Annotated in this window: 28 protein-coding genes and 3 tRNA genes; 5 read left to right on the top strand and 26 right to left on the bottom strand. The window is 38.4% G+C overall.

Features of this window, described 5'->3' with window-relative positions:
• Nucleotide 1: 1 nt before the first annotated feature.
• The 9 genes from dusB to plsY form a co-directional block, all read right to left on the bottom strand.
• On the bottom strand, nt 2-964 hold the full coding sequence (gene dusB, locus A6A20_RS09880; RefSeq protein WP_279573266.1) for a tRNA dihydrouridine synthase DusB: 963 nt from the start codon (nt 962-964) through the stop codon (nt 2-4).
• A 187-nt stretch (nt 965-1,151) separates the two neighbouring features.
• A complete protein-coding gene (gene prmA, locus A6A20_RS09875) occupies nt 1,152-2,033 on the bottom strand; it encodes a 50S ribosomal protein L11 methyltransferase (RefSeq protein ID WP_279573265.1) in 882 nt (293 codons plus the stop codon).
• A 2-nt stretch (nt 2,034-2,035) separates the two neighbouring features.
• Nucleotides 2,036-3,481 carry a sodium/pantothenate symporter gene (gene panF, locus A6A20_RS09870; RefSeq protein WP_279573264.1) on the bottom strand — a complete coding sequence of 482 codons (1,446 nt, stop codon included), beginning with the start codon at nt 3,479-3,481 and terminating at the stop codon, nt 2,036-2,038.
• Nucleotides 3,482-3,492: 11 nt separating this feature from the next.
• The gene (locus tag A6A20_RS09865) at nt 3,493-3,738 is read right to left on the bottom strand and encodes a YhdT family protein (protein ID WP_279573263.1); all 246 of its coding nucleotides are present in this window, start codon (nt 3,736-3,738) and stop codon (nt 3,493-3,495) included.
• Nucleotides 3,739-3,807: 69 nt separating this feature from the next.
• On the bottom strand, nt 3,808-5,154 hold the full coding sequence (gene accC / locus A6A20_RS09860; protein WP_279573262.1) for an acetyl-CoA carboxylase biotin carboxylase subunit: 1,347 nt from the start codon (nt 5,152-5,154) through the stop codon (nt 3,808-3,810).
• Nucleotides 5,155-5,223: 69 nt separating this feature from the next.
• On the bottom strand, nt 5,224-5,691 hold the full coding sequence (gene accB, locus A6A20_RS09855) for an acetyl-CoA carboxylase biotin carboxyl carrier protein (RefSeq protein WP_279573261.1): 468 nt from the start codon (nt 5,689-5,691) through the stop codon (nt 5,224-5,226).
• Between the two features lie 242 nt (nt 5,692-5,933).
• Nucleotides 5,934-6,383 (bottom strand): type II 3-dehydroquinate dehydratase, encoded by a 450-nt coding sequence (aroQ, locus tag A6A20_RS09850; protein ID WP_279573260.1) that lies wholly within the window; start codon nt 6,381-6,383, stop codon nt 5,934-5,936.
• A gap of 91 nt (nt 6,384-6,474) precedes the next feature.
• A complete protein-coding gene (gene menC, locus A6A20_RS09845) occupies nt 6,475-7,479 on the bottom strand; it encodes an o-succinylbenzoate synthase (protein ID WP_279573259.1) in 1,005 nt (334 codons plus the stop codon).
• 306 nt (nt 7,480-7,785) lie between these two features.
• Nucleotides 7,786-8,385: a glycerol-3-phosphate 1-O-acyltransferase PlsY gene (gene plsY, locus A6A20_RS09840; protein WP_279573258.1), complete on the bottom strand. Its 600-nt coding sequence runs from the start codon at nt 8,383-8,385 to the stop codon at nt 7,786-7,788.
• A 102-nt stretch (nt 8,386-8,487) separates the two neighbouring features.
• On the opposite strand from plsY, the gene folB reads away from it, so the two are divergent.
• Complete coding sequence (folB, locus tag A6A20_RS09835; RefSeq protein WP_279573257.1) at nt 8,488-8,847, top strand: dihydroneopterin aldolase; 360 nt, start codon at nt 8,488-8,490, stop codon at nt 8,845-8,847.
• A gap of 13 nt (nt 8,848-8,860) precedes the next feature.
• On the opposite strand, the gene yigB is transcribed toward folB, so the two are convergent.
• The 4 genes from yigB to dapF are packed head-to-tail and all read right to left on the bottom strand — an operon-like array spanning nt 8,861 to nt 12,017.
• Entirely contained in the window at nt 8,861-9,574 is a 714-nt protein-coding gene (gene yigB / locus A6A20_RS09830; RefSeq protein ID WP_279573256.1) for a 5-amino-6-(5-phospho-D-ribitylamino)uracil phosphatase YigB, read from the bottom strand.
• Nucleotides 9,575-9,584: 10 nt separating this feature from the next.
• The gene (xerC, locus tag A6A20_RS09825) at nt 9,585-10,469 is read right to left on the bottom strand and encodes a tyrosine recombinase XerC (protein ID WP_279573255.1); all 885 of its coding nucleotides are present in this window, start codon (nt 10,467-10,469) and stop codon (nt 9,585-9,587) included.
• Between the two features lie 14 nt (nt 10,470-10,483).
• The gene (locus A6A20_RS09820; protein WP_279573254.1) at nt 10,484-11,173 is read right to left on the bottom strand and encodes a DUF484 family protein; all 690 of its coding nucleotides are present in this window, start codon (nt 11,171-11,173) and stop codon (nt 10,484-10,486) included.
• Nucleotides 11,174-11,192: 19 nt separating this feature from the next.
• The gene (gene dapF, locus A6A20_RS09815; protein WP_279573253.1) at nt 11,193-12,017 is read right to left on the bottom strand and encodes a diaminopimelate epimerase; all 825 of its coding nucleotides are present in this window, start codon (nt 12,015-12,017) and stop codon (nt 11,193-11,195) included.
• 159 nt (nt 12,018-12,176) lie between these two features.
• On the opposite strand from dapF, the gene A6A20_RS09810 reads away from it, so the two are divergent.
• The 3 genes from A6A20_RS09810 to A6A20_RS09800 all read left to right on the top strand — a co-directional run bounded on the left by A6A20_RS09810 (nt 12,177) and on the right by A6A20_RS09800 (nt 15,071).
• Complete coding sequence (locus A6A20_RS09810; RefSeq protein ID WP_279573252.1) at nt 12,177-12,752, top strand: thymidine kinase; 576 nt, start codon at nt 12,177-12,179, stop codon at nt 12,750-12,752.
• A gap of 90 nt (nt 12,753-12,842) precedes the next feature.
• A complete protein-coding gene (locus A6A20_RS09805) occupies nt 12,843-13,571 on the top strand; it encodes a transferrin-binding protein-like solute binding protein (RefSeq protein ID WP_279573251.1) in 729 nt (242 codons plus the stop codon).
• A 57-nt stretch (nt 13,572-13,628) separates the two neighbouring features.
• Complete coding sequence (locus tag A6A20_RS09800; protein WP_424585448.1) at nt 13,629-15,071, top strand: surface lipoprotein assembly modifier; 1,443 nt, start codon at nt 13,629-13,631, stop codon at nt 15,069-15,071.
• Here A6A20_RS09800 and A6A20_RS09795 read toward each other — a convergent pair.
• The gene (locus tag A6A20_RS09795) at nt 15,068-16,222 is read right to left on the bottom strand and encodes an FAD-dependent oxidoreductase (RefSeq protein WP_279573249.1); all 1,155 of its coding nucleotides are present in this window, start codon (nt 16,220-16,222) and stop codon (nt 15,068-15,070) included. The two genes, A6A20_RS09800 and A6A20_RS09795, sit on opposite strands and share 4 nt — an antisense overlap.
• Nucleotides 16,223-16,369: 147 nt before the next feature.
• Here A6A20_RS09795 and miaB point away from each other — a divergent pair, with 147 nt between their 5' ends.
• Nucleotides 16,370-17,794, top strand: a complete 1,425-nt coding sequence (gene miaB / locus A6A20_RS09790; RefSeq protein WP_279573248.1) for a tRNA (N6-isopentenyl adenosine(37)-C2)-methylthiotransferase MiaB — start codon at nt 16,370-16,372, stop codon at nt 17,792-17,794.
• Nucleotides 17,795-18,017: 223 nt separating this feature from the next.
• Here the strand turns inward: miaB and A6A20_RS09785 are convergent.
• The 12 genes from A6A20_RS09785 to cydB form a co-directional block, all read right to left on the bottom strand.
• Nucleotides 18,018-18,093 (bottom strand) — tRNA-Lys (locus A6A20_RS09785).
• Between the two features lie 18 nt (nt 18,094-18,111).
• A tRNA-Lys gene (locus A6A20_RS09780) sits at nt 18,112-18,187 on the bottom strand.
• A gap of 18 nt (nt 18,188-18,205) precedes the next feature.
• Nucleotides 18,206-18,281: transfer RNA gene (locus tag A6A20_RS09775), tRNA-Lys, on the bottom strand.
• Between the two features lie 322 nt (nt 18,282-18,603).
• Entirely contained in the window at nt 18,604-19,059 is a 456-nt protein-coding gene (gene pal / locus A6A20_RS09770) for a peptidoglycan-associated lipoprotein Pal (RefSeq protein ID WP_279573247.1), read from the bottom strand.
• Nucleotides 19,060-19,069: 10 nt separating this feature from the next.
• A complete protein-coding gene (tolB, locus tag A6A20_RS09765; RefSeq protein ID WP_279573246.1) occupies nt 19,070-20,371 on the bottom strand; it encodes a Tol-Pal system beta propeller repeat protein TolB in 1,302 nt (433 codons plus the stop codon).
• Nucleotides 20,372-20,416: 45 nt separating this feature from the next.
• Nucleotides 20,417-21,586, bottom strand: coding sequence for a cell envelope integrity protein TolA (gene tolA / locus A6A20_RS09760; protein ID WP_279573245.1), 1,170 nt, complete (start codon nt 21,584-21,586; stop codon nt 20,417-20,419).
• 24 nt (nt 21,587-21,610) lie between these two features.
• Nucleotides 21,611-22,033 (bottom strand): colicin uptake protein TolR, encoded by a 423-nt coding sequence (gene tolR, locus A6A20_RS09755; RefSeq protein WP_279573244.1) that lies wholly within the window; start codon nt 22,031-22,033, stop codon nt 21,611-21,613.
• Nucleotides 22,034-22,119: 86 nt separating this feature from the next.
• On the bottom strand, nt 22,120-22,815 hold the full coding sequence (gene tolQ, locus A6A20_RS09750; protein WP_279573243.1) for a protein TolQ: 696 nt from the start codon (nt 22,813-22,815) through the stop codon (nt 22,120-22,122).
• A gap of 29 nt (nt 22,816-22,844) precedes the next feature.
• Nucleotides 22,845-23,243, bottom strand: coding sequence for a tol-pal system-associated acyl-CoA thioesterase (gene ybgC, locus A6A20_RS09745; RefSeq protein WP_279573784.1), 399 nt, complete (start codon nt 23,241-23,243; stop codon nt 22,845-22,847).
• A 237-nt stretch (nt 23,244-23,480) separates the two neighbouring features.
• Entirely contained in the window at nt 23,481-23,765 is a 285-nt protein-coding gene (ybgE, locus tag A6A20_RS09740) for a cyd operon protein YbgE (RefSeq protein WP_279573242.1), read from the bottom strand.
• Complete coding sequence (locus A6A20_RS09735; protein WP_279573241.1) at nt 23,758-23,868, bottom strand: CydX/CbdX family cytochrome bd oxidase small subunit; 111 nt, start codon at nt 23,866-23,868, stop codon at nt 23,758-23,760. Before A6A20_RS09735 ends, ybgE begins: the two co-directional genes overlap by 8 nt.
• A 12-nt stretch (nt 23,869-23,880) precedes the next feature.
• Nucleotides 23,881-25,017 carry a cytochrome d ubiquinol oxidase subunit II gene (gene cydB / locus A6A20_RS09730; RefSeq protein WP_279573240.1) on the bottom strand — a complete coding sequence of 379 codons (1,137 nt, stop codon included), beginning with the start codon at nt 25,015-25,017 and terminating at the stop codon, nt 23,881-23,883.
• Nucleotides 25,018-25,024: the final 7 nt, after the last annotated feature.

Below are 25,024 nucleotides of genomic sequence, written 5' to 3'. Positions count from 1 at the left end.
CTCAAACTAAACTAAAAAATTCTTTTAACGCAGTTATTTGTGCTTGAGCAGAAGTAAGAGCGTTAAAAGTTTGTCTAAACGTGCAATTCGGTTGAATGTTTGATAAGTACCAAGCCACATGTTTGCGTGCAATACGGTATCCTTTTTCTGCACCATAAAAATGATGAAGATCTTGGATATGTTGTAACACAACACGTTGTTTCTCAGCTAAGTCAGTTTCAATCATCACCGAATTTGATTCTAGTGCTTGCGAGATTTCACGAAAAATCCAAGGATTTCCAAGAGCACCTCTGCCGATCATTACGGCATCAGCGTTAGTGTAATCTAGCACAAACTTCGCTTTCTGTGCGGAGTCAATATCTCCGTTGGCTATAACTGGAATGTTGATATGCTGTTTTATCGCTTTAATGGAATCATATTCCGCATTACCTCCAAATTTACAGGCTTTTGTACGTCCATGAATCGTTAAGGCTTGAATTCCAGACTGCTCTGCAATTTGGGCTATTTGTAAATAATTCCGATTTTGTTTGTCCCAGCCTGTTCTTATTTTTAAGGTAACTGGAACATTAACTGCGTTTACCACAGCTTGAAGAATCTCTTTTACTAAAGTGGGGTACTGTAAAAGGGCAGAACCTGCCATTTTACGATTCACTTTTTTTGCTGGGCAACCCATATTAATGTCAATAATTTGTGCACCATATTCCACATTAATTTGTGCCGCTTTCGCCATTTCTTCAGGATCACTTCCTGCAATCTGTACAGCATTAATACCTGCTGCTTGATCATGAGCCAAACGTAGTTTTGATTTCTCCGTATGCCAAACATCAGGATTAGTGGACATCATTTCCGAAACCGTTAATCCTGCACCATAATAGGCACAAAGTTTACGGAAAGGCTGATCCGTTATCCCTGCCATTGGGGCTAAAATAATGCGATTTTTTAATTTATATTGACCAATCTGCATTAAATAATTTATCCCTCAATATGCTTTGTTTGTCTTCTATGTCTATTTGCCGACCCAGTTATCAATCGGCAAGGTGCGATATAATACGCACTTTTTTGGCATTTGCAAAGGGTAATTTTTATACAAATTAGTAAATTTTAGTGATTTATTGATTTTGTATAATATTTTTGCATTTTTTGTCGATTTTTTACTTGAATTTGCCTGTAATTCGACACCATTCATCACGACAAACAACAGGATCAAGGCTAAAACTATCAGTATAGCACTGGCATATTGACTCAGCTTGTGTCGCTAAAATTCCAGATAAGCCTAATTTACCTTGCGGTTTGACCAAGGTTCTTATGATTGGATAAAGTTCTTTCAATGGTCCTGCAAGAATATTCGCAATCACAACATCGGCACAAAGGTCTGCAGGTACATCATTGCTTAGATACAACTGCAATTTATTTTCTACCCCATTAGCAATAGCATTATTACGGCTAGCTAAAATAGCTTGCGGATCAATATCAATGCCGATTGCTTGCTTTGCGCCTAACTTTAACGCCGCAATAGCTAAAATGCCTGAGCCGCAACCAAAATCAATAATAGTTTTACCCTGTAAATCTAGACTATCAAGCCATTCAAGACAAAGTGCTGTTGTTGGGTGCGTCCCCGTACCAAATGCTAAACCGGGATCTAACATTACATTAACGGCTTGTGGATCTGGTACTTCACGCCAACTTGGGCAAATCCATAAGCGTTTACCAAATTGCATCGGGTGGAAATTATCCATCCATTCCCGTTCCCAGTCTTTATCTTCTATTTGTTCTATTTTATAAGCCGTTGCATCGGTTATATATTGTTTCGCTTGTAATGCACGAATAATAGGCGACATATCGATTTCCGCATCAAACAAGGCAATAACATCGGTATTGCCCCATAAACGGGTTTCGCCAGGTAAAGGTTCAAAAATAGGCGTATCTTGGCTATCCATAAAGGTTACTGATACTGAGCCTAATTGTTCAAGATAATCGCCGATAATTTCAGCTTGTTGATTAGTGCTGTTTAGGCGGATTTGAATCCAAGCCATAATTATTTTTCCTTTGTTGCTAAAGATTGTTGATATTCACCCCATTTATTCCCGACTAAAAAAGCGATTAAGCCCAAAACGAGGGAAGGTACAATTTGATGAAAATTAAAAATTTTAAACCCTGTGGTGGTCAAAATAATATAACAGGCTAAACCAATAATCATTGAACTTAATGCCCCATACGCATTGGCTTTATCCCAGTATAAGCCAAGGATAATCACCCATAAAAATGTTGCCTCAAGTCCTCCAAAGGCAAATAAATTAAGCCAAATAATCATATCAGGTGGATTAAGAGCAGCAAAAATTAGTAACAGGGTTAATCCCAATGTGGTCAACGAGGATAACCAACGAATTTTTTGCTGGTTTTTTACCATTTCAGGTTTCGCCGAGAGATACATATCCTTGACAAAAATAGAGGAAGATTGAATTAATTGTGCGTCAATGGTAGACATAATTGCTGACATGGGAGCGGCTAAAAATATACCCGCTACCACAGGTGGCAACACTTGTAACATTAAAGTAGGAATGACTTGATCTGGAATAGCAAGATCAGGAATTAATGTGCGTCCTAATGCCCCTGATAAGGTCATACCTAACATAATAATGCTTAATACAACGGTGCCAATCAGCATACCTTGGTGTAAGGCTTTGCTGTCTTTAAATGCCATACAACGCACTGCGGTATGCGGTAATCCCACTACCCCAAAGCAAACTAAAATCCAAAAAGAGGTCATAAATTGGAAATCCAGCATATTATTTGGTCCATAAGGCGTAGTAAGCATAGGATCAATTTCATTTAATTTTGTTACCGCACTTTCTACACCACCTGCCGCATAAATAACTGCAGCTAATAGAATGATTGTGCCGATAATCATAATTGTGCCTTGAATGGCGTCAGTCAATACCACCGCACGAAACCCCCCAATAAAGGTATAAAGTCCAACGGTAATGGCAAAAATCAGTAAAGATTGAGTATAACTGATGCCAATAGTGGTTTCTAATAATCTTGCACCACCAATAAATTGTACCGTCATTGCTGCAAAAAAAGCGATTAATAATGCGATCCCTGCGACTAAAACTAAATATTTATTTTTATAACGATACAACAATAAATCATTAAGGGTAAGAGCATTGGTTTGACGAGATAATAGTGCAAATTTTTTGCCCAATGCACCTAATGCAAGCCAAACCACTGGCACTTGAATCATTGCTAGCAAAACCCAACCTAAACCAAATTTATAAGCTGCCCCCGGTCCGCCAATAAAAGAGCTAGCACTCGCATAGGTAGAAGCGGTCGTCATTGCCAATAAAAAGCCTGTCATTGAGCGGTTACCAACATAATACTCGGTTAAAAAATCGCCTCTTGAGCGTTTGCGATAAGCATAAATAGCAGCACTGAAAATAAAAATTAAATAAACAACTAAAGGGAGAATAATGGCTAAATTCATGATTTATTATCCTATTTATCCTGATGATCGAGGGAAATATCTTGGTAAATCACTTTAATTATCCAATAAGCGACAACAATAAACACTATAGGAAGATAAATGCAGGATAATTCAAACCAAAGGGGAAAGCCGAATAGACCTGAGCTATTGGGCGGTAAATAGGCACAGACTAACCAACCGATTAAATACAAAATAGTGGCAAATAACGCCCATTTCGCCTCTTTAGCCGCTTGTTGATAACGAGATCTTATTTCCATACAATATTCCTTGTGATTAAATTAACAAAAAGGAAGATCGCTCTTCCTTTTATCCTATTAATAAATCAATTAATCTTTCATACCTAGCTTATGTTCCAGATAATGAATATTTGTTCCACCTTTTTGGAAATTTTCATCACTAAGGATAATATCATGTAGTGGAATATTGGTTTTTATACCGTCAATAATGGTTTCCGCAAGAGCATTTTGCATACGGCGAATAGCTACTTCTCTCGTATCGCCATAAGTAATTAATTTAGCAATCATAGAATCATAATGAGGAGGGACGGTATAGCCTGCATAAATATGCGAATCCCAACGTACACCTAAACCACCGGGCGAATGCAAATGGGTTACTTTGCCTGGTGATGGTAAGAAATTTTTCGGATCTTCCGCATTAATACGACATTCTAACGCATGCCCTTTTACCTTAATATCCTCTTGTTTAAAGGAAAGCGGTAAACCCGAAGCGATCAATAATTGTTCTTTGACTAAATCAACACCAGTAATCATTTCGGTAACAGGGTGTTCCACCTGAATACGGGTATTCATTTCAATAAAATAAAATTGCCCATTTTCGTATAAAAACTCAAAAGTACCTGCACCACGATAACCGATTTCTCGACAAGCATTGGCACAACGTTCACCAATATCACGCCGTACTTCTTCACTAATTCCTGGAGCTGGTGCTTCTTCTACCACTTTTTGATGACGGCGTTGCATTGAGCAATCACGTTCAGCTAAATACACTGCATTGCCATGAGTATCAGCTAATACTTGGATTTCAATATGGCGTGGATTTTCTAAATATTTTTCCATATAGACCATATCATTATTAAACGCGGCTTTTGCCTCGGCTTTAGTCATGGCAATAGATTCCTCTAATGCTTCTTCATTGCGTACCACACGCATACCACGACCGCCACCGCCGCCAGAGGCTTTAATAATAATCGGATAACCAATTTGTTTTGCAATAGCTTTATTTTTCTTAATATCATTACTCAATGGACCATCTGATCCGGGTACACAAGGTACTCCCGCTTTTTTCATTGCCTCAATAGCAGAGACTTTATCACCCATAAGACGAATAACATCTGCGGTAGGTCCAATAAAAATAAAACCTGAGCGTTCAACTTGCTCAGCAAAATCTGCATTTTCAGAAAGAAAACCATAACCAGGGTGAATTGCATCAGCTCCCGTTACTTCCGCAGCGGCAATAAGTGCAGGCACATTTAAATAACTTTTAGTTGAAGGTGCAGGACCGATACAAATTGTTTCATCGGCTAATAAAACATGTTTTAATTCACGGTCGGCGGTGGAATGCACTGCAACCGTTTTAATGCCAAGCTCTTTGCAAGCGCGTAAGATACGCAAAGCGATTTCGCCACGATTGGCAATAACGACTTTTTCTAACATAATAATTCCACTGTACTGAACATAATCAATGAAATAGCAGGCTTGATTGCCTGCTATTAAATAATAAGATTATTCAATGATAATTAATGGCTCATCAAACTCTACTGGTGTGCCATCGTTAATTAAAATTGCTTTTACTACCCCAGCTTTATCAGCCTCAATGCGGTTCATCATTTTCATTGCCTCAACGATACATAAGGCATCACCGACTTTAACACTTTGTCCAACCTCAACAAAAGGAGCCGCTTCTGGACTTGGGCTACGATAGAATGTTCCTACCATTGGCGAACGGATAATATGTCCAAATAATTCATCACTGGCTGTAGGCGTATTTTCAACAACTGGAGCAGGAGCGGCTGGCGCAACTGCTGGTGCAGGGGCAGGCGTTGCTGGTAACTGATATTGAATATTATTTGCTACGGGAGCGGGTGAACCACGACTAATACGAACAGACTCTTCCCCTTCGGAAATTTCAATTTCCATAATGCCCGATTCTTCTACTAATTCGATAAGTTTTTTGATTTTACGAATATCCATACATAGTCCGTTTAAAATGTTGTTTTACTCAAATGGCAACATCATTTAACAATGCTTGCTCATCTAATATATTGCTAACTAAAATTAAACAAGGCATTTAGCAAGCTAATCTTTGCATTATTTGCCTTAAATAATCTCATACATAATAAGCTAATAGAAAATCCAGCCTAGAAGATTACCTGAAAATCCTAATTTTGGCGATAAAATTCTTTAAAATTTTGTGATTTTTTCGTTATTTTAGGCTAGTTAGCTTGATTTTCGAGGAAATTAACCGCAAATTGTACAGCAAATTCATACCCTTTTGCCCCTAAACCACAAATGACCCCCTGCGCCACATCACTAAAATAAGAATGATGACGAAAAGGCTCACGTTGATGAATATTTGACAAATGTACCTCAACAAAAGGAATATCTACCGCCAATAACGCATCACGCAATGCCACTGAAGTATGGGTAAATCCCGCTGGATTAATAATAATAAAATCCACAATACCAAAACTTTGGTGAATTTTATCAATTAATTTTTCCTCACTATTGCTTTGAAAAAAATCAAATTGTCCCCCTTGTTGAGCCACTAATTGTCGTAAATTTTGCTCAATATCGCTCAAGGATAAATGCCCATAATGGTTAGGCTCACGTTTACCTAACATATTGAGATTAGGGCCATTTAATACTAAAATTTTATGTTGCATGTTATTTCCTTTTATTGGGATTAACTGATCAATCTTTTATGTAATCCAAAATAATCCGAGCATTATAACCCGTTCTTTATTAAGGCTGGTCTTATCTGTTGGTTTCATCTGTCAACGGAATTTCTTGAATAAAATCAGAATCTAAACCTAACACAGGCAAGGGGCTATCAGGCCAACAGCGTATTAATTGATAATCCATCAAATCTAATGTATCTAATCCCGGCATCGTATTCGGAGTATATTGTTGAGCAATGCGTGCTAATTGAGTTAGTCCAAAACTTGATTCAATGGACGAACTAATTACCGCTTGCATACCTTGATGATGCGCCTGTTGAATTAGCTCCACGCATTTTTGCAAAGACCCTACTAAGGTTGGTTTAATAATAATTGCTGCCAAGTGCGGTTCTTTTTTTACCAAAAAATCGCTTTCTCTCACCGACTCGTCCCAAGCAATCGCAATGCCTGTCTGTTGAGCAAATTGGCGGCTTAACTCAGGGGTTTTGCAAGGTTCTTCAATAAACTGAATACGTTGACGATGTTCAGGTTTAACATATTTGGCAAACATTTCTGCTTTCGCCATTGTCCATTGACGATTGGCATCAAGGCGTAATTTTAAATCAGGGATTGCCTCTAATAACATATCCGCAATTAAACCATCGCGATTTGCCTCATACATTCCCACCTTAACCTTGGCAATTTTTTCCCCAGGCATTTGATCTAATTGTTCATACAATTCATCAGGATCACCATAACAAAGAGGAACCGTTTGATAATAGCCCTCTTTACCCAGTTGCTGGGTTAATTCCGCCAAAGCACAACTTAAACCAAATTGCACAGAGGGATACAATCCCGTTAATGCTAATTTATCTTCACAATCCTGATGCCATTGTGTTAGCCAAGCAATCGTTTGTTGCTTAGCTTGCTCAAGGCTTTCTTGACTAAACTCAGGCAAAGGGGCAATTTCTCCCCAACCTTCATTATCGCCACAACATAAACGCACCAATAATCCCTCACGTTTTTTCAAAAAACGCTGACGCAACACTAATTGAGCGTCCACAGGAATGCTATATTGATAAAGATTGATTTGTTTTGTCATAAAAGAACCTTTTTATCTCATTAAAATTCTTGTTTCGCACCCTATTTTATCCTTTTTTCAATTTGTAATAAGACAATGTAGCAAAGGGTGTCAATGCAATATTATTTCAATGTATAATCGTCTCACTTTAGAATAATATCCTATTGGCATACTTCGTGTACCATTTATACTGTCTCCCCTTGTCTCATTTTAAAGTGGAACGACTATTTTTAGAAAAACTAGAGTTTATTATATATAGCAGTAATTAATCAAATAAAAAAAGTGCGGTAAAATTCACTGCACTTTTTTCTCATAACCAAATAAATTCTACTTCCATTTCAACTTATTCCACACTTTATCTTCCTGCCCTCGCCATAAACGCTGGATATTATCATGGTGGCGGTAAATGAGTAGGCAACAAACAAGCGCCACGGGGAAAGTAAATTCGGGTTTTACCCACCAAACAACAAAAGGAATAATTAAGGCGGTAATCACTGCACTTAGTGAAGAATAACCACTGACTAAGAAAACAAGTAACCAACAAGCCACCATAGCCCCAGCCACAGACCAATCTATGGGGGCGATTGCGCCAAAAGCAGTTGCCACCCCTTTTCCGCCTTTAAATTTAAAGAAAATAGGAAAAATATGACCTAAACAAGCCGCCAATGCCACCATACCTAATTCAAATTGGGTTAAACCTAAATAATAACCTAACCAAACAGGTAGCATACCTTTTAATATATCGCACAATAATACCGCTAAAGCCAACCACTTTCCGCCTATGCGCAATACATTGGTTGCCCCGGGGTTTTGTGAACCTTGTGTGCGGGGATCGGGCAATCTGGCAAGGTGGCAAAATAAAATGGCACTGGAAATTGAGCCTAATAAATAGGCACATAACATATAAAAGATCGCAAATAGGTTCATTCCTTTTTCTCCCGCCAAAATTTTGTTCGTCTATTGTAGCGAAAATTGATAGCATACGCCTAACGGAATTTTAAAATATCATTATTTTTATGAGGTATATCAATGCAAGATCGTATTTTTATTGAAGGCTTAACCGTCTTTGCCCAAATTGGGATTTATGATTGGGAACAACAAATTAAACAAACATTAATTTTTGATCTTGAAATGGCATGGGATAGCCGTAAAGCAGGGGAAAGCGATGATGTGAATCATTGTTTAAATTATGCGGAAGTAAGCCAATTTATTATTGATTATGTTGAAAGCAAACCTTTTTTATTGCTTGAACGGGTTGCCAATGAAGTAGCACAGCAATTACAACAACAATTTCAAATCCCTTGGTTACGTTTGAAATTAAGCAAACCTAAAGCCGTAGCACAAGCCCGCAATGTGGGGATTATTATTGAACGAGGGAATTGCGCCTAATTCTCTGCTGAATTTAATCTAGCAATGCCAATAATTGGCTAAGTTGGCTAATTTCTAAGGTTGGCAATAACCTCGCTTGAGGTTGTTGTATTAATGGGGTATTTTCATTATTTAGCCATACGGCTTGGCAACCTGCTTGAATTGCCCCTTGTATATCCGTTAAGAGATTATCACCAATATGCAAGAGTTGTTGTGGGGCAATATGAAAATTATCGCAGGCTTGCTGAAATAAATCTTGATGAGGTTTGGCTCGCCCATGCTCGCCACCACGCAATACTAAATCAAATTGGTTTAAACCAATCTTGCTCGGCTCAACATTGCCATTGGTTAAGGCTACAAGTGGGTATTTTTGTGCTAATTGATTAAGTACCTCAATGCTTTGCTTGGGAAGTTGAATTTGATGTCGCCACTGCACGAATTCCTGCAAACAATCGGCAATAATTTTTTCAATATCCACCGCACTTCGTTGATGTGCAAGCAATAATTGGCGTAAGATTTCACGCCGCCATTGCACCACATTTTCACATAATAAGGGATTTTGTTGTGCTATTTGTTGTTTCCAATATTGCCAATAGCTTAAATTCACTTGAGCAATACCGCTACGTTGAGCAAGATAATCCACAAAAGCCTGTTCTGCCTGAATGATGACAGGGCGGTTATCATATAAGGTATCATCAAGATCAAAGCTGATTAATTTAAACTCACTTAATCTCCGATAAAAACGCATTGCTTTCTCCTTATTTCTTTTTCGCCCTTGGGTGTGCTGAATCATACACCGCCGCCAAATGCTGAAAGTTTAAATGGGTATAAATTTGGGTGGTAGATAAATTGGCGTGTCCTAATAATTCTTGTACTGCACGCAAATCGGCACTTGCCTCAAGCATATGCGTAGCAAAAGAATGGCGTAATTTATGGGGATTTAAATGGCTATTTAATCCTTGTTTCATTCCCCATTTTTCCAAGCGTTTTTGAATACTCCGATGAGAAATCCGCTTGCCCACTTGGCTCACAAATAAGGCATTATCCTGCGGATTAAATAAGGGACGTACCTTTAGCCATTGTTGGATCGCATAGCTGGCGTATCGCCCAAAGGGCAAAATGCGTTCTTTATTACCTTTTCCAATTACTCGCACTTCACGCACTCTGGTATTAATACTTTGCAGATCCAAGCCTTGCAATTCCGATAAACGTAACCCCGCACTATACATTAATTCCATTATTGCACGATCACGTAAATCAATGGGTTCGTTGCTTTGATCATCAAGTAACTGTTGTATCTGCTCCGCCTCAAGATTTTTGGGTAAATGTTTTGCAGGCTTGGGCGGGGAAATGCCTGTGGCTGGATTAACGGATAATTCCCCTTGCCATACTAAATAACTTAAAAATTGGCGTAATGCCGATAAACGCAATGCCAAACTCTTTGGCTTTAACCCCGCTTGGTGGCTTTGTGTTAAAATAAAACGCACCACACTCGGCGTCACTTGTTGCCATTGCTCAATGCCTTGCTGTTGCAATAAAGCCACGATCCAAGTAAGCTGACGCTGATAGTTTGCCAAAGTATGAGGGCTAACTTGGCGTTCAATCCGCAGGTAATCCCAATATTTTTGTAACCACTGTTGCATAAATTTCACATTGATTATTGCTGATAATCCGCTAGCCAACGCTGTAAATGTGTTTCTAACATTTCACATAATTTCTGTAAAAAGAAGGTATCCTGTTTAAGATGAAAATGTTTTTCATCATGGGAACTAAACAATAATACCGCATTCGCTTGATTTATTCCTTGTCCTAATAAACAACAAGCCACCGATCCTACGGGCAACTCTTCTGGCAGGAAAATTAAGGTTTTTTCTTTGTGGCTAAGCTGTCCTAAATAAAAACGGCGTAATCCTAAGCGTTCAAGTCTAATCACTTCAAAGGCTTTACGATCTAACCAATATTGTTCAGGTAAATCTGTAATAGGCAACCAACTATCACGCAATAACAAGATTTTAGCCTGTTGTAGCCCTAATGTATCCGCCCAATTATTCAATACTCTTACCCCTTGCTCTAGCGTCTGGCTTTGGCTTAACGTCTGTTGCAACGGCATTAAGCTGAAAAAAATATTGGCATTATATTCTGCCAACTGCGTTAATTCAGCTAATTTTGCCTCTAACAAGGCAATCTGATCTCGTTGCCGTTGTAATTGCATTTCTACCAATGACAAAGTGCCTTTTTTATGATGAACAACGGATAATTCATCTAATAAATCTTGATGTCGCTGAAAAAAATCAGGATTGGCACGCAAATATTGTACAGTGGCTAATTCAGGGTCTTGTTGTGTCATCATACTATCCTTATTGCAACTAGAGTTTTATCACACCATCATAAATATGGGTGGCAGAACCAGTCATATATAAATGATGTCCTTCCCCTTGCCATTCAATGTGTAATCGTCCACCGAGTAAATCCACTTGGACTTTATTATCTAGCAAGCCTTGCATTATCCCAACTGCCGCCGCCGCACAAGCACCGCTACCACAGGCTTGGGTTTCGCCTGCCCCTCGTTCATAGACCCTAAGTTTAATCTGTTGCCGATTTATCACTTGCATAAAGCCCACATTCACACGCTCAGGAAAACGCTCGTGCTGTTCCAATAAAGGCCCTAATTGCTCAACATTCGCTTGATTAATATCATCAACTTGTACAACGCAATGAGGATTACCCATAGATACCGCACCACATAACACCGTCTGAATATCGGTGCGAATAATATAATTTTTTTCAAAGCGATTAGCGATAAACGGAATTTTATTGGGTTCCCAAATTGGCTCGCCCATATCAACCCGCACAGTGTCATCATCATTTAAGATCAACCGCATTTTGCCACTTTGCGTACTCACCGCAATATTTTTCTTATTGGTTAATCCTTTCAAATAAACAAAACGAGCAAAACACCTTGCCCCATTGCCACATTGTGCCACTTCACTGCCGTCCGCATTAAAAATACGATAATGAAAATCTAATTCAGGATCATAAGGCGGCTCAACCAGCAACAGTTGATCAAAACCAATACCACGATGACGATCAGCTAAACGCCGAATAGTTTCTTCCGCAAAATACACATTTTGCGTTACCCCATCAACCACCACAAAATCATTGCCTAAACCATGCATTTTGGAAAATTGCATTTCCTATCCTTCTCACTATACAATAATCATCTTGTGGTTATTATAATAAGATAATGGGCGAGAGTTAAAGCATTTTCATCAACGTCAATAAAAGGAAAAAACTTTCGCCAAACTGACCGCACTTTTTTAACGTTAAAGAAACAAAATCAGTAAATCATTATGGCAAAACTTTATTTTTATTATTCAACAATGAACGCAGGGAAATCCACCACCCTACTTCAATCAGATTATAACTATCGTGAACGTGGTATGAATACCTTACTTTATACCGCCGCAATTGATGACCGTTTTGGGGTAGGACAAATTACCTCAAGAATAGGTATCAGTCAGCAAGCAAGATTATTCCAAGCAGATACCAATTTATTTGACGAAATAAGCCAACATTTAAAACAAGAAAACCTACATTGTATTTTAATTGACGAGGCTCAATTTCTTACCAAACAACAAGTTTATCAACTCAGCAATGTGGTGGATAAATTACATATTCCTGTACTTTGTTATGGCTTACGCACTGACTTCCAAGCGGAATTATTTGAAGGCAGCCGCTACTTACTCGCTTGGGCAGATCAATTAGAGGAACTAAAAACCATTTGTTATTGCGGACGCAAAGCCAATTTTGTGCTACGCCTTAATGCAGAGGGAGAAATTGTCAAAGACGGCGAGCAAATCCAAATTGGTGGAAATGATCGTTATTTGTCGGTTTGTCGTCGGCATTATAAAGAAAAGATAGAATGATATTTACTTTAAAATACAATTTATATGGATTTATTACATAAAGGGTATATAATACAAAAGGAATGAAAATCATATCATAAGGATCAAATTATGAAAATAAATCAGTGTACTAAATTTATCTTAACATTAACAACTTTAGTAATTCTAACAGCTTGTAGTAGTGGCGGTAATAACAGTGATGACAATAATACCCCACAAACTATAACAATTGACAAACCTGTTACAGGCTACTTGATTAGCGAAACAAATGGAACTTTACAAACTCAAAATATCTCTTCTCAAGATCTTACTTCAATTACTATTAATGATATTAATATTCCATTAACACTAGAGAATGGAGCTTGTTGTGAAGAATTTGAGAATGTAAAAATAGGTATTTATGAGCCATTAAATTATGTATATCAAGTCGGTATTCCTACCACAAATGAAATACCAAGTACTGGAGAAGTAGAATATCAAGGTAAATCTATTTACCGAGAAGAATCTAACAATAACACCCCTATTATTATTGCAGGAGAAGTATACCTCGTAGCAGACTTTGGAAATAAAAATATAAGAGGGGAAATCTATCATTTCAAAAATGGAGAAGAAATCCCATATAACATAATTAATTTTAAGGATGTTAAAATAGAACAAAGTGGTTTCAAAGGTGAAATTATTTCTATAAATATGGGGGAGAATCAGGAACCTATTGAAACAACAGGTAATACAGAAGGTAAATTCTACGGACCTAATGCGGGAGAATTAGGTGGTATTGCGAGATTTAATGATAAATCATCAGTAGTTTATGCTGCAAAAGAAGTACCAGAAAATAACTAATTTTTAATCCTATATATGAGGCAGAAGCTATCCCTACAGGGGTAGCTTTATTTTATGATGAAGTACGCTTTTCAAAAAATTTTTCTATTTTGCACCGCACTTTATACAGCCAATTCTTTGGCTCAAGAGTATGCTATTAAACAACAAGATCCAAATGAACAATTTTCTACTTCGGTGCCTAAGATCCTTGATAAACCTGTTTATCAAAACCCTTCCCTTGAACAAAAAACACCACAAAACATTGAACTTACCGAACAACAACTTGCTCAACAGCCTGAATTAATCAAACGTGGTTTTATTCCAGCGTTATTAGAAAACAATGTGCCTGCGGTAAAAATTTTATATCCCTTATATCGTGAAGTTGCTGCCCCTGATCCTTATTTACTTGATTGGGGACAAGCTATACTTGATAAAGAAAAAGGAAATTATCCTCAAGCCATTAAACTATATCGTAAATTATTTGCCATTAACCCTGATATTCTTCCTTTACGTTATCAATTAGCCCAAACCTTATGGCTAAATAACGATAATATTGCCGCCAAAGATCAATTTGAAAAATTGCGTGCTGAAAATATTTCTCCACAATTTAACCAATTAATGGATCAATATATTGATAGCTTGAATAAACGTGATCAATGGGAAGTCAGCTTTGGGCTTAATTATATTAGTGAGTCTAATATTAATAATGCCCCAAAAACACCTTATATTGGACAATGGAAAGCATGGCAAAAAGAAAGTGCAAAGGGGGTGGGTTATCATTTGAACCTTAATAAAAAATGGTCATTGCCTTTTCAATTCTTTGGCAAGTTTGAAAGCCAAGTTTACGGTAAATATTATTGGGATAATCAAAAATATAATGAATTTAATCTCCGTTTAGGCTTAGGACTAGGTTATCAAAATGCGCAACAACAAATTAGTTTAACCCCATTTGTGGAAAAGCGCTGGTATGCAGGCGGTAATCAGGGTAGCAATAGTCTAAAGCGATACGCCAATAACGCAGGAATGCGAGTGTATTTTAGCCAATGGCTAAGCTCAAATTGGCAAGCTATAAGCTGGCTAGAATATGCCGAACAACGTTATCAAACTCGCCGTCATCTCAATGGCAATCATTATTTCTGGTCAAACAGTCTTATTTATTTACCTAATAGTGAGCAATATTGGTTGATAGGTGCTGATTATCAACGCGAAAATACTAGAGATAAAGATAACGCTTTTCATCGTAAATCTTTGCGACTTGGCTGGGGGCAAGAATGGAAATGGGGAATTTCTAGCTTTGCATCTTTTAATTATGCTAGACGAAAATATAAAGCCGTTGATTTTTTTAATATTCAACAAAAAAATAATGAATATGCGGTGCAAATTAGCCTTTGGCATCGTAATATTCATTTCTTTGGGGTAACGCCAAGGCTCACTTGGCAATACCAAAAATACAAGAGTAACCACCCACTTTATCAATATGATAAAAATCGGCTTTATCTTGAGCTAAGCAAAAAGTTTTAAAGCCCCAAAGCATAGCGCAACACTTGTTTTTTAACTGGAGTTATTTTATCTACGGCAAGTAAGGCAGTGTTGCGTAATAATTTGAGCGGAAGTAATTCTTGTTTAAAACCTTTGTAGAACATATCCATACCCGTTTGCATCAATAAATTATCCCTTTTACGTTGCCGTTGATACCGTTGCCAAATGGCTTCGCTGGTTAAAGGTTGTTCATTGGCTAGGGCTTGTTTTATTAAGGCTAATAATAATTTTACGTCTTTAAAGCCTAAGTTTACCCCTTGTCCCGCCAACGGATTAATGGTGTGTGCCGCATCGCCCACCAAAACGATCCCATCAGCAAAGTATTGTTGAGCGTGGCGGCGAGTTAAGGAAAAACTGGCAAAATCTTGTACTTTTACCTTGCCTAAACGTGCTGGAAAATGCTGTTGAATTTGTTCTACTAATTTAGCTTTGCTTAAGGATTTTAATTGATGAATACGCTGTGGGCTGTCATACCACGCTAAACAAGCCTGTTGTCCTACAAGGGGCAAAAACGCTCTTGGGCCGCTTGGAAAAAATTGTTGCCAAGTGATATCCTGTTGTTCAAGTTCGGTATCCACAATAATCAGCATACAATCTTGTGCGTATTGCCAACCTGTAAGACCAATACCGGCGATTTGGCGTAATTGGGAATTTGCCCCATCAGCAGCGATAACTAAGGGGGCAGAATATTGTTCGCCATTATCTAAAAAAAATTGCCAATTCTGACCGCACTTTTCTGCCTTTTGAATAGAAGCAATGCTGGTTTTTACTTGCGAATCAAAGGCTTGCCATAAACCATATTGAATGAGGTTATTTTCTACCATAAAACCTAATTCACTAAGCTCTAAATCCTGTGCATTAAATTGGGTAGCAACCCCTTCAACTTCCCAAGTTTGCAAATGACGATAAGGGCAAATGCGTTGCGTTTCAATATATTGCCAAGCCTGTAATTGTTTTAATAGTGCTACCGACGCAACACTAATGGCTGAAATACGAATATCATAGGAGGAATTTGCCTGATATTGTGGCAAATGTTGCTCAATCAACCTCACTTGTAAACCTAGCTGTGCTAAACCTAAAGCACAAGCCGCTCCCACCATACCGCCACCGACTACTATGACTTGTTGTTGCATATTTTCGCCCTTATTTAATAACAATGGAGTAGGTTATTTTACTCTAAAGTATGAAATTACAAAAGAACAACAGTTTTAACTAGTCATCAAGGCGACAAGGTTGTAAAATACGCAGTCAATTTTTTATTAACCAATAATATTAGAGCTATGACGCAAAAATTACATATTAAAACTTGGGGTTGCCAGATGAACGAATATGATTCATCAAAAATGGCAGATTTATTACTTAATACCCATGGTTTAGAATTAACAGAGGAAGCGGAAGAAGCGGACGTATTGCTGTTAAACACCTGCTCTATCCGCGAAAAAGCACAAGAAAAAGTGTTCCATCAATTAGGACGCTGGAAAGATCTGAAAAAACAAAATCCAAATTTAGTTATCGGTGTAGGGGGCTGTGTTGCCTCACAAGAGGGAGCACATATTCGTGAACGTGCCCCTTATGTTGATATTATTTTTGGTCCACAAACACTGCACCGCCTACCTGAAATGATCAACCAAATTCGGGGCGGGCAAAGTTCAGTGGTGGATGTCAGTTTCCCTGAAATTGAGAAATTTGACCGCTTGCCTGAACCTCGTGCAGAAGGTCCTACTGCTTTTGTATCCATTATGGAGGGTTGTAACAAATATTGTTCATTCTGTGTCGTGCCTTACACTCGTGGTGAAGAAGTGTCACGCCCTGTTGATGATATTTTATTTGAAATCGCACAGCTTGCGGAACAAGGGGTACGCGAAGTCAATTTATTAGGGCAAAATGTCAATGCGTATCGTGGCCCAACCCATGACGGCGAAATTTGTACCTTTGCGGAATTATTACGTTTAGTGGCAAGTATTGACGGCATCGATCGCCTACGTTTTACTACCTCACACCCTATTGAATTTACTGATGATATTATTGATGTTTATCGTGATACACCTGAGTTAGTGAGCTTTTTACATTTGCCGGTACAAAGTGGCTCTGACCGCGTATTGACTATGATGAAACGCAATCATACCGCATTAGAATATAAATCCATTATCCGCAAATTGCGCAAGGTGCGTCCTGAAATCCAAATCAGTTCTGATTTTATTGTAGGTTTCCCGGGCGAAACCCAACAGGATTTTGAAGATACCATGAATTTAATCGCGCAAGTCAATTTTGATATGAGCTTTAGCTTTATTTACTCCGCACGCCCCGGCACGCCAGCGGCTGATATGCCTGATGATGTGAGTGAAGAAGAGAAAAAACAACGCTTATATATCCTACAAGAACGGATTAACCAACAAGCAGCACAATTTAGTCGCCGTATGCTGGGAACCGAACAACGTGTCTTAGTGGAAGGGCCGTCTAAACGAGACATTATGGAACTTACTGGACGCACCGAAACAAACCGTATCGTGAATTTTAAAGGCACGCCTGATATGATCGGTAAATTTGTGGACATTAAAATTACCGATGTTTGGACAAATTCATTACGTGGCGAAGTGATACGCACCGAAGATGAAATGGGATTACGCGTATTGCAATCCCCTCAAGTTGTGATCAACCGTACACGCAAAGAAGATGAATTAGGGGTTGGGCAATATCGAGGATAACCTCTCAATAACTTCTCAATCAAAGCTCAAATTATAACGATTTGAGCTTTTTTATTGAGCAGACAAAATCCAAATAAATAACCCTACTAGTCTTTATATCAAGGATAAAAAATACAGATACTATAAATTAAAATAGAATGACTGCATAAAGTATCTTATAAACAATAGAAGTGCATAATAAAATTAGTACTAAAAAATATCTAGTAGACTTACAATCAATAAATGGTGGGTCGTGAAGGATTCGAACCTTCGACCAACGGATTAAAAGTCCGCTGCTCTACCGACTGAGCTAACGACCCAATAGGGATTTGCTTAAATGGTGGGTCGTGAAGGATTCGAACCTTCGACCAACGGATTAAAAGTCCGCTGCTCTACCGACTGAGCTAACGACCCAATAGGAATTTGTTTAAATGGTGGGTCGTGAAGGATTCGAACCTTCGACCAACGGATTAAAAGTCCGCTGCTCTACCGACTGAGCTAACGACCCATTTAAACGGTTACCGCTTGGTAACGAGGCACTATAATACTGATTTTAATTTAATAATCAATCAAATTTTTTATTTTTTTATTTATTTGTCTGAATACTCGTCAAAATTCAGTGATTTTCTATACAATGATATGTTCAGTAAAAATAAGAGGATATTTATTTTGAAAGGACATAATCGGAATATATCAATTTTTAGGAAAAATTATTTTAAAACCTACCGCACTTTTATTCAACTAACGCCATATCATTTTAACGTGGGACGACTATACAAAAAAACCGAATGAAAAATCATTCGGTTTCTTAGATAAAGTCAGTACTAAAATTAGTATGCTAACACTGCACGACGGTTTTTCGCATAAGCGGCTTCGTCATGACCTAATACTGCTGGTTTTTCTTCACCAAAAGAAATTGTTGAAGTTTGTGCACCTACACCTTTCGCTGATAAGTAAGATTGTACAGCATCTGCACGACGTTGACCTAAAGCGATATTGTATTCAGGTGTACCGCGCTCATCAGTGTAACCCTCAATTAGCACTTTAGTCGCTGGGTTAGCTGATAAATAAGCAGCGTGAGCATCTAATAATAATGCACCTTCATTGTTTACATCATATTTATCAAATGCGAAGTAAACAGTGTTATAACGTTGTTGCAAGTCTTGCACAGTATAACCACCAAATGTTTGAGCAGCGTTCGCATTAGCATCAGAGTCGTTAGAAGAACTACATGCTGCTAATAAAAGTGCTGGTGCAACGAATAATACTTTAGCAAATTTTTTCATTTACATTTCCTTAATTTTGATTGAGATACGGCGACCAAGCTGGGAATTTGACTTGCCCATCATTACCCGGTAACCGCGCTTTAAAACGCCCATCGGCGGACACTAATTGTAGCACCTTGCCTAGACCTTGGGTAGAACTATAAATAACCATAATTCCATTTGGTGAGAAACTTGGGCTTTCATCAAGGAAAGTAGAGCTTAATACCTCAGTTACCCCAGTATTAAGGTCTTTTTTCACAATATTATCACCTGAAATCATAATTAGGGTTTTCCCATCATCGGCAATTTTGCCACTAAAACTGCGACCACCCGAGCTTAATAACGAGGCGTTACCACCTGCTGCACTCATCTGATAAACTTGTGGTGAACCGCTTCTATCTGAAGTAAACACAATAGTTTGGCTATCTGGCGACCAGCTAGGTTCTGTGTTGTTACCCGCTCCGCTTGTCAGCTGACTAATTTGTCCACTTGCAAGATCCATTACATAAAGATTTAATACGCCATCTTTGCTTGAAGCAAAAGCAAGACGTGTGCCATCTGGCGAAAAAGCTGGCGATCCATTATGGCGAGGGAATGATGCCACTACTTTACGACTACCTGAATTTAAATCTTGTATCACTAATTGCGATTTTTTATTTTCAAAGGTGGTATAAGCTAGACGTTTGCCATCTGGCGACCAAGCTGGCGACATTAATGGTTGGGCGCTACGATTAACCACAAATTGGTTAAAACCATCATAATCTGCCACCCTTAATTCATAGGGCTGTGCCCCTGAATTTTTTTGTACAATATAAGCAATGCGGGTTCTAAATGCCCCTTTTATGCCCGTTAATTTTTCAAAGACATCATCACTAATGGTGTGAGCGCCATAACGTAGCCATTTTTGACTTACGGTATATTGATTTTGCGACAATATTGCACCTGCTGTTCCTGTTGCACCAATAGTATCAATAAGCTGATAAGCGATATTAAATCCCTCGCCTGCTGGGCTAATTTGCCCAACAACAATGGCATCAATACCTAAAGCAGACCAAGCTTCGGGGTTTACTTCCGCTGCAGAAGTTGGTAATTGTGGCATACGACTTACTGCTAATGGATTAAATTTTCCACTATTACGCAAATCCGCAGAAATAATTTCAGCAATATTTGCTGGTGCATTCCCTGGTCCATTCCATTTAAAAGGAACGACTGCAATAGGTCTCGCACTATCAACCCCTTCATCAATCACAATTCGCACCTCTGCCCTTGCGATTGAGCTTATCGTAAACATCAATAAGATGAAAAAGCTCCATACTTTAATCAATAACTTCATTCCTACCACCTAAATTGGTTTTATTTACCACAATATAACAAATAATTATTTAAGATCAAAATCAATAATCGGCGATTTATAACGGCTATAAATCTCATCAGAAGGTGCAGCTGGCACTTTCTTCATTCTCGCCACCGCACTCATTGCTGCAGCACAAATATCATCTGGACCAGAAATTCGCTGATAATTGCTAATTGTGCCATCACGTTCTAAATACAACCTGATACTGCATACTTTTCCGGCAAAACTTGGATCTTTTAGAAATCTACGCTGGATCTCGCGTTTAATCACACCAGCATATTGATCCCCTGTTTTACCACCATTACCACTGCCTAAACCTGCTCCAGAACCAGAAGAACCTTGTCGATTGCTACTACCCCCCACATTAGCACTACCACCACCAATTTCGCCCCCAGTTAAGAAATCATCTAAAGCAGCTTGTTGTGCTTTACGCTGTGCTTGTGCTTTAGCTTTTGCCTCTGCCTGAGCTTTTGCTTTCGCCTCTGCTTGGGCTTTCGCTTTCGCCTCAGCCTCCGCTTTGGCTTTCGCCTCTGCCTGAGCTTTTGCTTTCGCCTCAGCCTCCGCTTTGGCTTTTGCCTCTGCTTGTGCCTTAGCTTTCGCCTCAGCCTCCGCTTTAGCTTTTTCCTCTGCTTGGGCTTTTGCTTTCGCCTCGGCATCCGCTTTAGCTTTAGCTTCTGCTTGTGCCTTAGCTTTTGCTTCAGCCTCCGCTTTTAACCTTGCCTGTTCAGCTAATTGTTGCTGTTGTAATTTTTCTTGCTGAGCTTTTTCTTGTTGTATTCTTTGTTGTTCTGCTAATTGTTGTTGACGTTCTCGCTCTTGCTGTTTTTGCAATTCCACTTTTTGTTGTTGCAAGCGTTGCTCTGCTAAACGTTGTTGCTCTGCTTTTTGTTGTTCTTGCAAACGTTGTTGTTCAAGTGCTTGTTGCTTTTGTTCTTGAGTAATATCCACCACATTTTCGGTCATAGCTTGTTGCTGTTGACCTTTTTTTTGTTGCTGGATTCGTCCCCATTCTTGTGCCGCTGAACCAGTATCCACCATAACAGCCCCTATTACTTCATCATCACCTTCACCACCGCCCATTATGGCGACTTTAGTTGCTAATGAGCCTAAAATCAGCAATCCAAACAACACAAGATGCAAAATAACGGAAATAAACACCGCACTTTTAAATTTATTTTGTTGCTTACTTTGCACAGTTAATCCTATTATTGGCTTGTTTTAAATGGGGTTAGTCATTAAACCTACTTGTTTTATTCCTGCTAAGTGAAATAAATTAATTGCTTTAATCACTTCTTCATAAGCAATATCTTTTGCCCCGCCTACTAGGAATGTAGTACCGTTATCTTTGTCAAAGACTTCTTTTGCCATTTGCACCACATTTTCTTCAGTTAAATTTTCGTTACGTTCTCCGCCAATCAATAACGTATATTGCCCCGCACCTGCAACCTCTAAAATAACAGGTGTTTTATCTTCATTAGACACTGTTTTACTGTCCACTGAATCAGGTAATTCAACTTCAACACTTTGGCTGATAACGGGCGCTGTTGCCATAAAAATAAGTAATAAAACCAATAATACATCAAGAAAAGGAACAATATTAATTTCAGATTTTATCTCTCGACGCTGACGACGTTGCGACATTTTTTACCTTCTTAAAACTTGTTAAAAAACCACCGCACTTTATGCTAAAAGGCTATTTTTAGCGAAAAGTGCGGTCAAAAATTTAATTATTTTTCTGAATGTTGACGAGTCGTAAACACTTGACGATGCAAGATAGTGGTAAACTCATCAATAAAGTTTTCATAATGTTGTTCAAGTTTATTCACTCGTAAACTTAAACGATTATATGCCATTACCGCAGGAATTGCGGCAAATAAGCCTATCGCCGTAGCAATAAGTGCTTCAGCAATCCCGGGAGCGACCATTTGTAAAGTAGCTTGTTTTGCACCACTTAATGCCATAAAGGCGTGCATAATTCCCCAAACTGTTCCAAATAAACCAATGTAAGGACTAATAGAAGCCACCGTAGCAAGAAACGGAATATTGCTTTCCACATTTTCTATTTCTCGGTTCATGGCTAAATTCATTGCTCTTGAACTCCCTTGAATAATGGCTTCTGGGTTTTGTGTATTGGCTTGTTTTAAGCGAGAAAACTCTTTGAATCCTACATAGAATATTTGTTCACTACCTGTTAAAACTTCACGGCGATTAGATAAGCCGTCATATAAACGATTGAGGTCTTCCCCTGACCAGAAACGATCTTCAAACTGCTGTGATTCTTTTAGGGCTTTACTTAAAATACGCCCACGCTGAATAATAATCGCCCAAGAAATTACCGAGAAAAGAATTAAAATAACAATAACAATTTGTACAACAATACTTGCTGCCAAAAATAATTCTAAAAAATTTAACTCTGTCGCCATTAACTGCTCCATAATGTGTAATTAAAAATCTAAAGATATTGAATTAATTTTGCCTTAATTTCCATGGGTATGGCGATTGGCTTCATTTTGATTAAATCAACATAAGCTATTTTACTGGTTGCGGCACAAAGTTTCACTTGATCACGCAACAGTTGTTGTTCAAACAATATACTACTTCCCTTTACCGCAACAATTTTAGTCTGAACCTTAAGTTGTTCATCTAACTTTGCTGGAAAATAAAAGTCAATTTCCATTTTGCGTACGACAAATGCCTGTTTTTGTTCCGCCAATAAGGGCTGTTGTGTAAACCCCAACGCCCTTAAATATTCGGTTCTTGCTCGCTCAAAAAAGTGCAAATAGCGAGCGTGATACACCACGCCACCAGCATCAGTATCTTCATAATAAATACGTAGAGGAAATTCAAACATCAGCTTACCACTTAACTCTTTACCTTTTGCCAACCAATATTCCTTGGCTAATTTCGGCGTATTGTAATGAGAGTATGATTAATAAACAAGTCCCTAATAGGGCAAACCATAAAAAAATTTGCGACTATACAGGACTTAGTCGCAAAATAGTCGTTTCAATTTATCGTCATTCCAACTTATAGTCATTTCAATTTAAAGCACGCCATTTAAAGTGGAACGGCTATAAAACCACGACAATCAAAATAGACCATAAACTAAAGCCAGAGTTCCAACAATTAACCCTATTATTGGTAAAAAAACCACTCGCCATAAGGCTAAACAAATTTCAAAACCAATACCATGAATCCAATTTATGACCACTGACCATAAAATCACTAACACGATGATGGGGTTTACTGTGCGTAATTGACTGGCAAACTGCTGGATATTAAAAAAGAAACAAAGCGTTAAAGCGATGGCTAATAGAAAAGAAAGGGTTCGCCATGAACCCTTATTCGTTAATTGATAAAGAAAATTAATCATTGTCATGCTCATCAAAGCGACCTGTTTTTTCAATACTGAGATTGATCACAACAGATAACATAATCGCAAGTAAAACACCCAATACCCAAATCACATAAAACATAAGTTATTCTCCTTAGTATAATGAATGTTTATTTTCTTCAATGAACTCTTTATCAAGACGTCCAAACATTTTGTAGTATGCCCAAATAGTATAAGACAAGAGAATGACCACAAAAACTAAAGCAAAACCTAACATTAAGGTTAGCGTTAATTTACTTGAAGTCGCATCCCACATCAATAAACTCATACTTGGGTGGGTAATTGACGGCATCACAAATGGGAACATCGCTACTCCCGCAGTGAAAATTACCCCTAACATGGTTAATGCAGAGAAGAAGAAAGCAAAACCAGAACGATCTGCTTTAGATGCCCAGATATTCAATAACGCACCAACTGCCACTAAAACAGGGAAGATCCACAATACTGGCGCAGCTTTATAGTTATTAAACCAAGCACCTGTTTCGATCACTACCTCTTTGTTTAAAATACTTGAAGGTCCATTGGTATCAATCACACTGGTTACCACAAAACCATCTTTGAAGAATAACCATACCCCTGCTAAAGCAAAAGTAATTAAGGTTACTAAAGCCCCCACTTGCGTGATCGCTCTTGCTCTATCGTGTAATTCCGCTTTGGTTTTCATTTGTAACCAAGCAGCACCATGGGTTGTCAACATCGCGGCACTAACCAAACCACATAATAAAGCGAATGGATTTAATAAGGCAAAGAAACTACCAGTGTATTTCACTTGTAACAATTCATTAAATTCAAAAGGTACACCTTGTAATAAATTACCAAATGCCACACCAAAGACTAATGAAGGCACAAAACCACCGATAAATAAGCCCCAATCCCAAGCCTTACGCCATAATGGATTATCAATTTTAGCACGATATTCAAACCCTACTGGGCGAAAGAATAACGCCGCTAACACTAAAATCATGGCAATATAAAAACCAGAGAATGATGCAGCATACACAGTTGGCCAAGCGGCAAACATTGCACCACCTGCTGTCAGTAACCATACTTGGTTACCGTCCCAATGTGGGGCGATTGAGTTGATCATAATGCGTCTTTCTACTTCTTTTTTACCTGCAAATGGTAATAAGTTTAATACGCCCATGTCAAATCCGTCTGTTACGGCAAAACCAAGTAACAACACACCAACAAGCACCCACCAAATAAAACGTAAAATTTCGTAGTCAATCATGATTAGG

It is taken from the genome of Volucribacter amazonae (genome assembly GCF_029783845.1).
GTDB classification, from domain to species: domain Bacteria; phylum Pseudomonadota; class Gammaproteobacteria; order Enterobacterales; family Pasteurellaceae; genus Volucribacter; species Volucribacter amazonae.
Note: the sequence above shows the minus strand (reverse complement) of the source record. Positions and strands in the feature narration are given on the sequence as shown.